6 protein-coding genes are annotated in these 9,285 nt (G+C 74.5%); 3 read left to right on the top strand and 3 right to left on the bottom strand.

The genetic code is table 11. The annotated features are described in order from the left end of the window. Positions 1-114 precede the first annotated feature (114 nt). Both A2U95_RS12585 and A2U95_RS12580 read right to left on the bottom strand, forming a co-directional pair. Positions 115-2,709 (bottom strand): ABC transporter permease, encoded by a 2,595-nt coding sequence (locus A2U95_RS12585; protein WP_166022209.1) that lies wholly within the window; start codon positions 2,707-2,709, stop codon positions 115-117. Next, a complete protein-coding gene (locus A2U95_RS12580; RefSeq protein WP_166022208.1) occupies positions 2,706-3,524 on the bottom strand; it encodes an ABC transporter ATP-binding protein in 819 nt (272 codons plus the stop codon). Before A2U95_RS12580 ends, A2U95_RS12585 begins: the two co-directional genes overlap by 4 nt. A 401-nt stretch (positions 3,525-3,925) precedes the next feature. On the opposite strand from A2U95_RS12580, the gene A2U95_RS12575 reads away from it, so the two are divergent. The 3 genes from A2U95_RS12575 to A2U95_RS12565 all read left to right on the top strand — a co-directional run bounded on the left by A2U95_RS12575 (position 3,926) and on the right by A2U95_RS12565 (position 7,715). Beyond that, positions 3,926-5,524 carry an MFS transporter gene (locus A2U95_RS12575; protein WP_420857025.1) on the top strand — a complete coding sequence of 533 codons (1,599 nt, stop codon included), beginning with the start codon at positions 3,926-3,928 and terminating at the stop codon, positions 5,522-5,524. A gap of 146 nt (positions 5,525-5,670) precedes the next feature. Continuing rightward, a complete protein-coding gene (locus A2U95_RS12570) occupies positions 5,671-6,123 on the top strand; it encodes a DUF485 domain-containing protein (protein ID WP_166022206.1) in 453 nt (150 codons plus the stop codon). Between the two features lie 20 nt (positions 6,124-6,143). Beyond that, entirely contained in the window at positions 6,144-7,715 is a 1,572-nt protein-coding gene (locus A2U95_RS12565; RefSeq protein WP_166025130.1) for a sodium/solute symporter, read from the top strand. A 25-nt stretch (positions 7,716-7,740) separates the two neighbouring features. Here the strand turns inward: A2U95_RS12565 and A2U95_RS12560 are convergent. Continuing rightward, on the bottom strand, positions 7,741-9,285 hold a 1,545-nt coding region (locus A2U95_RS12560), incomplete at its 5' end, for an SUKH-4 family immunity protein (RefSeq protein ID WP_206282871.1).

Below are 9,285 nucleotides of genomic sequence, written 5' to 3'. Positions count from 1 at the left end.
CCCCCCGCGGCGCGGGCCGGCCGCGCGGGGCGGGCCCGTGGACGCGGCGGTGGCCGGCGCACGGCGCGAGGCCCCGCCCGGAGCCGGGCGGGGCCTGGTGGAGGAGGCAGGGGGTCACTCCGTGGCGATGGCGCCGAGGACGTTCATGCGGCCCGCGCGGTGGGCGGGGGCGAGGGCGGCGAGGAGGCCCACCACCGCCGACCCGGCGAAGACGCCGAGGATCGTCGGCCACGGCACCTCCAGCACCGTGAGCCCCTCCAGCGCGAGGAGCTGCTGCGCGGCCGCGCCCCAGCCCATGCCCAGCCCCAGCCCCAGCAGCGCGCCGAAGAGCGCGATGACCACGGACTCCAGCCGGATCATCCGCCGCAGCTGCCGCCGGGAGAGCCCGATCGCCCGCATCAGCCCGATCTCCCGGGTGCGCTCGATCACCGACAGCGCCAGCGTGTTGACCACGCCCAGGACCGCGACGATCACCGCGAGCGCCAGGAGCGCGTAGACGATGTTGAGCATCTGCCCCATCTGGTCCCGCAGCGCTTCCTTGTAGTCGGTCCGGTCCATGACCTGGTACTGCGGGTAGTCGTCGAGGGCGGCCTTGAGGGCGGTGTACGCCGCGTCCTCCTGCCCGTCCTCGGCGCCGGCGAAGAGCATCGAGTCCAGGGGCATCTTCTCGGCGGGGATGTACTTCGCGGCGGTGTCGACGGAGAGGTAGAGGGCGCCCTTGTCGACGGTGACCTCGTCGCTGGTGATGGCGCGGACGGTGAGCGTGCCGGTTCCGCCGCCGGGGAAGTCGACCTTCACCTCGGAGCCGACGGTGAGGCCGTACTTGTCGGCGAAGTCGCCGAAGACGGACATGGAGTCGGGCTCGTACGCGTCGGCGAGGTCGCCGGCCTCGGTGTCGGTGCGCAGGTCCCGCGCGTACGACGGGTCGGCGGCGTTGAGCCATTCCTTGTCCGCGACGCGGCCGTCCGGCATGGTGATCCTGGCGTCGGGGAGCAGCTTGTACTCGGTGACCCGGTCGATGCCCTCGGCGCCGCGGACGGCGTCGACGGCCTGCGGGGTGATGAGCTGGCCGCTGGGCGACTGGATGATGAAGTCGGTGCCGACCGTCTTGTCGAGCTGGTCGGTGGCGGAGGCCACCATGGAGGAGCCGACGACGGAGAGGCAGGCGACGAGCGCCAGCCCGATCATCAGGGCGGCCCCGGTCGCGCCGGTCCGGCGGGGGTTGCGCAGCGCGTTGCGCTCCGCCATGCGGCCGACGGGCCCGAAGAGCCGCAGGACGAGCAGCCCCAGCACCCGGACGACCCCGGAGGCGAGGACGGGGCCGACGACGATGAACCCGACGAGCGTGGTGACGATGCCCAGGCCGAGCCACTGCGAGCCGTCGCCGGCGGCTTCGGCCCGCGTGGTGGCGTGGAGCGCGGCGGCCCCGGCGAGGGTGAGGACGGTGCCGAGCGCGAGGCGGATGCGTCCGGCGCGGGCGTCGGCGGGCATGCCGGGGTCGCGCAGGGCGGCCATCGGGGAGACCTTGGAGGCGCGCCGGGCGGGCAGGTAGGCGGCGACCAGGGTGACCACGACGCCGAGGACGACTCCGGCGACGGGGGTGGTCCAGGCGACGGTGAGGTCGTCGGTGGAGAGGTTCATGCCCATGGCGCCCATGGCTTCCATGAGCAGGACGGCGAGGCCGATGCCCGCGCCCACACCGAGGGCGGATCCGACGACGCCGAGGATCAGGGCTTCGGCGAGCACGGTCTGGTTCACCTGCTTCCGGGACGAACCGACGGCGCGCATCAGGCCGATCTCCCGGGTGCGCTGGGTGACGAGCATCGAGAAGGTGTTGAAGATCAGGAAGACGCCGACCAGGGCGGCCAGCAGGGCGAAGCCGAGCATGGCGTACTTCATGACGTCGAGGACCCCGGCGAAGTCGGCGGACGCCTGGTCGCCGGCCTCGTCGGCGGTGAGGATCTTGTAGCCGCCGTCCGCCGCGGCGGTGCCGGCGAGGGCGGCGGTGACGTTCTTCTTCACCTGTTCGTCGGTGCGGCCGTCGGCGGCCGTCACGTGGATGTCGGTGAAGACGTCCTCCTCACCGACCAGGATCTTCTGGGCGGTGGGGGTGTCGAAGTAGAAGACGGCGGCGCCGGGGTTGGTGACGGTGAAGGCGGCGATGCCGCTGATCTCCGCCGCGTGGGTGCCCTTGACGCCGATGACGGAGACGGCGTCGCCGAGGGCGAGGCCGTGCTTGTCGGCGGTGTCGGCGTCGACCATCACCTGGCCGGAGCCGCGTGGCGCCGCGCCGTCGGTGATCTCCATGGTGCGGGCGTCGAAGTCGGTCCAGTTGCCGACGATGGTGGGCGCCCCGCTGGTGGGGGAGAGGCTGTCCTTGTCGGCGTCGACGACGGTGACGCTCGTGGAGAAGACCCCGCCCTCGGCGGAGGCGACGCCCTCGGCGCGCTCGATGTCCGCGACGAGTCCGGCGGGCAGCACGGGTGGTACGCCGGTGGCGGACGCGTTCTCGGCGTCGGCGTCCTCCGGGCTGACGGTGACGTCGGCGGAGGTGGTGGCGAAGAGCTTGTCGAAGGTGGTGTTCATGGTGTCGGTGAACACCAGGGTTCCGCAGACGAAGGCCACGGAGAGCAGGACGGCGATGCCGGAGAGGGCCATCCGCCCCTTGTGGGCGAGGAAGCCGCGGACGGCGTTGCGGGTGGTGGTCATGCGGTGCGCTCCCGGGTGCCGGTCGCGGAGGTCTGGGGGTGTCCCCCGGAGAAGCGCAGCATGCGGTCGAGGACCGCCTCGGCGGTGGGGCTGCGCATCTCGTCGACGATGCGGCCGTCGGCGAGGTAGACGACGCGGTCGGCGTAGGAGGCGGCGACCGGGTCGTGGGTGACCATGACGATGGTCTGGCCGAACTCGTCGACGGAGCGGCGCAGGAAGCCGAGGACCTCCGCGCCGGCCCGGGAGTCGAGGTTTCCGGTCGGCTCGTCGCCGAAGATGATCCGCGGCCGGGAGGCGAGGGCGCGGGCGACGGCGACGCGCTGCTGCTGGCCGCCGGAGAGCTGGGCGGGGCGGTGCTTGAGGCGGCCGGCGAGGCCGACGGTCTCGACGACCCGCTCCAGCCACTCCTGGTCCGGCTTCCGGCCGGCGATGTCGAGGGGGAGGGTGATGTTCTCCAGCGCGTTGAGGGTGGGGACGAGGTTGAACGCCTGGAAGACGAACCCGACCTGGTCGCGGCGGAGCCTGGTGAGCTTCTTGTCCTTGAGGCCGGTGATCTCGGTGTCGTCGAGGAAGATCTGGCCGGAGGTGACGGTGTCGAGTCCGGCGAGGCAGTGCATCAGGGTCGACTTGCCGGAGCCGGAGGGGCCCATGATGGCGGTGAACTCGCCGCGCATCAGGTCGACGTCGACGGTGTCGAGGGCGACGACGCGGGTCTCTCCGGTGCCGTAGGCCTTGACGACCTGCCGCGCCCGCGCGGCGACGGCCGATGTCCTCCCGGTGCCCCCGGACTTGGGGATGGTCACAGCCGAAGTCACGGTGATTCTCCTTGGTGTGGGTCGAGTCGTCCGGCCCGTGGTCGGCGTCGGGCCGGTGGTGCGGCGTGCGTGTGCGGCGGTGCGTGCGCCGGCACGGTGTGTCGGTGTGCCGCGGTGCGTCCGGGTGCGTGTCCTCCCCGTCGGGAGCCGCGCCCTGCCGACGGGTCGAGTCTTCTCGGCGGCGGGGCGCGGCGCGATGGTGCCCGGTGCAGTTCCGGTGGGGGGTAAACCCCACCGTCCCCGGTGCCGTCCGCCTCCCCCCGGGGCGTGCGACCAGGCTAGGGAGCGGGGGCCCGAGGCGGCGTCGTCCGGCGGGGGGAGGCATCCCGGACGGTGTGTACGGCCCTTCCCCTAGGGGGAGTTGGCCGTGCGGAGGAGGCTCCTCGGGGGTGGTGCACGCCCTGCCGCGCGGAGCGGTCCCGGTGCCAAGCTGTACCCCGGCGGATAGATGCATGGGGAAAGGACTTCTGGTGGCCAGGACTGATCTTCCGGCGGCGGGGGCCGGGACGGCGACGGTGACCGTGACGCGGCGGGGCCCGGTGACGGCGGCGCTGATGCTGGCCATGTCGCTGGTGGCGCTGGACTCGACGGTGGTCGCCACGGCCGTTCCGCAGATCGTGGGGGACCTGGGAGGCTTCGCGTACTTCTCGTGGCTGTTCTCGGGCTACCTGCTGGCGGTGACCGTCACCCTCCCCGTGTACGGGAAGCTGTCCGACACCTTCGGCCGCAAGCCGGTCCTGGTGGCCGGGGCGGCGCTCTTCCTGCTGGGGTCGCTGCTGAGCGGGCTGGCCTGGAACATGGGCTCGCTGATCGCCTTCCGGGTGGTGCAGGGGCTGGGCGGCGGCGCGTTGCAGGGCACGGTGCAGACGCTGGCGGCCGACCTGTTCCCGCTGCGGGAGCGGCCGAGGATCCAGGCGCGGCTGTCGACGGTGTGGGCGATGTCCGCGGTGGCGGGACCGGGCGTCGGAGGACTGCTGGCGGCGCACGCCGGGTGGCGGTGGATCTTCCTCGTCAACCTGCCGGTCGGCGCGGTGGCGCTGCGGATGATCGTGCGTCACCTGCGGGAGCCCGGCAGGGCGGGGACGTCCGGAAGCGCGGCGCGGCCGCCGGTCGACTGGGCGGGGGCGCTGGCGGTCTTCGCCTGCGCCGGGGTGCTGCTGACGGCGCTGGTGCAGGGCGGCGTGGCGTGGCCGTGGCTGTCGGCGCCGTCGCTGGCGCTGTTCGGGACGGGACTGGCGCTGGCGGCGCTGGTGGCGGTGATCGAGCGGCGGGCCGCGGATCCGGTGATCCCCGGCTGGGTGTGGCGGCGCCGGACCATCGCGGCGGTCAACCTGGCGATGGGCGCCATGGGCCTGCTGATGGTGGCGCCGACGGTGTTCCTGCCGACGTACGCGCAGGGCGTGCTCGGCCTGGATCCGGTGGCGGCCGGGTTCGTGATGTCGGTGTGGACGCTGACCTGGCCGGTGTCGGCGGCGCTCAGCCAGCACCTGTACCGCAGGATCGGCTTCCGCGACACCGGGCTGATCGGGATGGGGGTGACGGCGTCGGCGCTCGGCGCGTTCCAGCTGCTGCCCTCTCCGGGGTCGGTGTGGCAGCCGGTGCTGCTGATGGCGGTGGTGGGGGCGGGACTCGGGCTGTTCTCGGCGCCGCTGCTGGTCGGGGTGCAGTCGACGGTGGGCTGGTCGGAGCGGGGCACGACGACGGCGTCGGTGCTGTTCTGCCGGCAGACCGGGCAGACCGTGGGGGCCTCGCTGTTCGGCGCGGTGGCCAACGGGGTGCTGGCGTCACGGCTGGGCGGGGGCGACCTGGACGCGGTGACCCGGGCGCTCGAACCGGGCGCGCGGGTGCCGGAGGCCACGGGGCGGGCCGTCGCGGCGGCCACGCAGGCCGTCTACCTGGGCGCCGCGGTGGCGGCGGTGGTGGCGTTCGCGGTGCTGCTGACGCTGGCGCCGCGGCGCTTCCCTGTGCCGGCGACCAGTGCGGAGGGCGGTGGGCAGTGAGCCCGCACCGTCCGGTCCTCCGGCGAGGCCGCCGCCGGGTGAAAGCCCTGCGACGGCGGCGGGCGCGCCGGTAGCTTGCGTGGGCTCGTCCACCTCCCCTCCCTGCGGCCCCTTCCCGGGGTCCTGAGCCTCGCGAGGAGCACGGGATGTCCCACGACCCGCGTCATCCGCCGTACCAGGCGCCGCCTCCGCCGCCACCGCCGTTCCCGGCCGGCCAGGCCGGCCCGTACGACGCGTACTTCCCCCCGCACGACGAGCACCTCCCGCCGCACGAGGCCCGGTTCCGCCCGTTCGGCGTGCGGCCGGGGCCCCCGCGGCAGCCCGTGGACCTGGCGCCGCTGCGCGCCGCGTACCGCGGACAGCGGCGCCTCGCCGGTCTCGTCCTGCTGGGCCTCTTCACGCTGTACGTCCTGCCGGCGGTGTTCGCCCCGTCGCCGGTGGGCACCGGGCCCGGCCGCGGCCCGGGCCTCGGACCCCTGCTCGTCCTGCTCCCGCTCCCGCTGACCGTGGTCGTCCTGGCCGTCTGGGAGCACACCGCGCGCAGGCGGGTCGATCCGCTGGTGGACCGCGCCCGGGAACCGCGCGAGGAGGACCGGTGAACGACTTCTCCGCGCACTCGATGTCCCTGGTCGCGTTCTGCGCCGTCGCCTCGGTCACGCTGCTGCTCTGCGTGATGACCGGACCCGACCGGGACGAACTCCGGGAGTTCTGCACCGGCTACGGCGTCCTCACCCCGTTCCGCAACGGCATGGCGATCGCGGGCGACTACGTCTCCGCGGCGACCGCGCTGGGCACCTGCGGTCTGGTGGCGCTCTTCGGCCACGACGGGATGCTGCTGGCGCTCAGCACCGCGCTGTCGATGATGCTCCTGATGCTGTTGCTGGCCGAACCGCTGCGCAACACCGGCGGGTTCACCATGGGCGACGTGCTGGCCCGGCGCACCGCCTCCCGGGCGGTGCGGATCACGGCGTGCGCGGTGACGATCGTGTCGCTGGTGCCGATGATGCTGGTGCAGCTCGCCGGGGCCGGGCAGCTCATGTCGTTCATCCTCGGCTTCGACAGCGAGGCCCTGGAGACCGGCATGGTGGTCGGCCTGGGCGTGCTGATGATCAGCTACGCGGTGATCGGCGGGATGAAGGGCACCGCGTTCGTCCAGATCGTCAAGATCTTCGTCCTGCTGGGCTCCGGGGTGATGGTCTCCGGCGTGATCCTGGCCCGGTACGACTGGAGCCCGGGCGCGCTGTTCGACGCGGCGGCCGCCCGCAGCGGCATCGGTGACGCGTTCCTGAGCACCGGCGTCGAATTCGCGGGGCATCCGTTCCCGCGGCTCGACATGCTGTCGATCCACGTGTCGATCGTGCTGGGCGCGGCCGTGCTGCCCCACATCACCATGCGCATGTTCACCGCGCAGGACGCGCGGCAGGTGCGGCGGTCGATGTCCTGGGCGGTCTCCTCGGTGACGCTCTTCTCCCTGGTCGTCGTGGTCGTCGCGCTGGGCGCGGTGGCGCTGGTGGGGCGCGGCCCGATCGCCGCGGCGGACCCGCAGGGCAACACCGCCTTCCTGCTGGGTTCCCGGGCGGCGCTGGGCGCCGACGGGTCCTACCCGGCGGCGCTGCTCCTCACCACGGTGACGACGGCGGTGTTCCTGACCCTGCTGTCCTCGGTGGCCGGCATGATCCTGGCCTGCGCCAACTCGATCGCGCACGACGTGTTCGCCGGACGGGGACGGCCGGGCGCGCGCCGGGAGGTGACGGTGGCGCGGATCGCCGCGCTCGCGGTGGGCGTCACGGCGGTCGGCCTGGCCACCCTGGTGCAGCACCGCAACCTCCAGCCGCTGGTCACGCTGTCGATCAGCCTGGGCGCCTCGGCGATCGCGCCGGCGCTGGTCCACAGCCTGTTCTGGCGGCGGTACACCCGGCGCGGGGCGCTGTGGACCCTGATCGGCGGTTCGGCGGCGGTGCTCCTGCTCACGCCCTTCACCAACCTGGTCTCCGGCCGTCCCCACTCGGCCCTGCCGGAACACCACTTCAACTGGTTCCCGTTGACCACGACCGGTCTGGTGACGATCCCGCTGGGCTTCGCCCTCGGCTGGCTGGGGACGGTCACCTCGGGCCGCCGCGAGGTGCGGGAGCAGGAGGAGCGGTACGCGGAGCTGGAGCCGCGCATCCTGGCGGGGGTGCGGTCCCGCTAGGACGGAGCCGGGCCGCCGCGGACGGTCAGAGCAGGCCGTCCCAGAACTGCTCCAGCAGGACCGACCACCAGCTCTCCGGCGACCCCAGCGCCGCCGGGTCGAGCGCGGCGAGCTGCGCCTGGAAGTCCACCGTCCAGCGCGCCGCCTGCTCCTGGTTGAGCCCGAACCGCAGCGGCCACATCCGCCCCAGCAGCGCCAGGCAGCGCGCGAACTCGGGCAGCCCCGTGTTCACGAACTGCGGCGGCACCGGCGCACCGCCCGGCCCGGCCTCCACCGGCACCGCGACGATGTGCGCGGTGCCGTACTGCACGCAGACCGCCTTGCCGAAGTCGCTGCCCATCACCAGGTACGACCCGGCGTCGGAGGCCGGCTGCACGCCGCGCTCCTGCGCCAGCTCGGCCAGCGTCGGCACCGGCCGTCCCGGCTGGGCCTGCGCCCAGAAGAACGGGCCCAGGTCGTACGGCAGCCCGGCCACCACCAGGGTGTGGGCGACCTGCGGCGGCACGCCCTGACGGGACACCGCGGCCTGGTCGAAGCGGAACACCCCCGGCCCGAACACCGCCGCCAGCTCGTGCGCGACGCCCTCCGGCGGCACCGGCGGGAGCGGCGGCACCGGCGGCAGCGGCGCCCGCACCGGGCCGGGCCGGGCGGGGCCGTCCGCGACCTGGTGCAGCTCGCCCTGGTGGGCCAGCAGCTGCGCGATGCCCTGCTGCCGGCCCGCGTGGTCCTCGCCGTAGGGGGCGATGGAGGTGATCCGGGCCTGCGGCCACTGCTCGCGGATCATCCGCGAGCAGTACGCGCCGGGGAGCGAGCAGGACTCCAGCTCGGTGTGCAGCTCCAGCACCTGGTTCTGCGGCACGTTCATGGCGCGCAGCTCGTGGAAGATCTGCCACTCCGGGTGCGGGAGGCCCGGCGCGCTGCGGCGGATCAGCTGGTGCTCGGAGCCGTCCGGGGCGCGGTAGCGCAGTACGGCCTGGTAGCCCGGACCGACCATCGGCTGCTGGGGCTGCTGCGGGTACCCGTACGCGGGCGGCACGCCGGGCGCGCCCGGTGCCGCGGGCGCCGCCGGGGGCGGCGGCACGGCACCCGGAGGGGGCACCGGGCCGGGCGCGGAGGGCCGCACCGGGGGCCCGGAGGGCGGCGCGAACATGGTCTCCGCCTGGTGCACGCCGCCCGGAGCGGCCGGCGGGGGAGGCGGGGGAGGAGGCGTCGCGGAGCCCGGTGCCGCCGGCGGGGGCGGGGGAGGGGGCGGCGGAGGCGTGGAGCCACCGGACGAGGGGTCGGCCAGCATGGTGGCCGCGTGGTGCATCCCGCCGTCCTGCGGGCCGCCGGGCGTGCCGGGGGCACCGGGCACGCCGGGGGCGTCGGGTCCCTGGGGGCCGAGGGAGGAGACCATCTGGGTCGGCACGTACCCGAGGGAGTCGCCCCCCGGGGGCGGCGCGGCCGGACCTGGCGGGGGCGGCGGCGGAGGCGGCGGGGTGGTGCCGGTGCCGGTGCCGGTGCCGGGGCGGCGCGGCGGCGCGGCCTTGGCGGTTGCGGCGTCCGCGATGTCCGCGGCGTCGGCCGGCAG

It is taken from the genome of Streptomyces chilikensis (assembly GCF_001642695.1).
Taxonomy (GTDB): Bacteria; Actinomycetota; Actinomycetes; order Streptomycetales; family Streptomycetaceae; genus Streptomyces; species Streptomyces chilikensis.
Note: the sequence above shows the minus strand (reverse complement) of the source record. Positions and strands in the feature narration are given on the sequence as shown.

Bases quoted from the DNA above. Each gene is read 5' to 3' on its own strand.
- A2U95_RS12570 (WP_166022206.1), top strand. From the start codon at position 5,671: ATGTCCCACGACCCGCGTCATCCGCCGTACCAGGCGCCGCCTCCGCCG.
- A2U95_RS12585 (WP_166022209.1), bottom strand. From the start codon at position 2,709: ATGACCACCACCCGCAACGCCGTCCGCGGCTTCCTCGCCCACAAGGGG.
- A2U95_RS12565 (WP_166025130.1), top strand. From the start codon at position 6,144: ATGTCCCTGGTCGCGTTCTGCGCCGTCGCCTCGGTCACGCTGCTGCTC.